This window comes from Mesorhizobium sp. BHbdii, from assembly GCF_053848045.1.
In genome coordinates this window covers 1-539 of the sequence record NZ_JBSPKX010000116.1, presented here as the reverse complement: position 1 = coordinate 539, position 539 = coordinate 1, and the positions used below count along the sequence as shown (strand labels likewise).

Below are 539 nucleotides of genomic sequence, written 5' to 3'. Positions count from 1 at the left end.
AGTTGCTGAAAACGATGGACATCCGCCCGCCAAAGCAGGCCGCGGCCTATGCGCGGACGGAGTTCGGCGCACCGGAAACGGCCGACACGGAAACCTATGCGCGGACGCCGTCGGAACAGAAGAACGACCTGCCATTCGATATCCTGGCACCGGTCAGGAAAAAGTAAGCGGATGTAAGGACCGATCGAAAGTCCTTAAGGGCGGATCGTGAACCAGCAACCCAACATCCTCTCCCCGAAGGAGGCGTTCAAGGCCTGCTTCTCGGCCATTGCCGGCTATCTCGGCAGGCCGAGCGCACAGACCGTGCTGTTCGCCGGCGTGCCGCTGTCGGACACGCGTATCGACATCGAAGCTATCCGGCATATTGCCGAGCGCATCGGCCTTGAAATCACCGAATTCAGCCATCGCGAGTTTCTTCGGGGACGCATCGACCTCCCCGCCATCGTGTTTCGCGTCAGCCAATTGCCGGTTGCCCTGCTGGCCGAAACCGAGGACGGCGCATTCACGACCGCTCCCCAGGAGGATGGCCGCGTAACCAT

At 61.4% G+C, this 539-nt stretch carries 2 pseudogenes; both read left to right on the top strand.

The features are described from left to right. Positions 1–167, top strand: a pseudogene (locus tag ACWTU8_RS32155) (channel protein TolC); the annotation flags it as partial. Between the two features lie 40 nt (positions 168–207). Beyond that, positions 208–539: pseudogene (locus ACWTU8_RS32150) on the top strand (type I secretion system permease/ATPase); the annotation flags it as partial.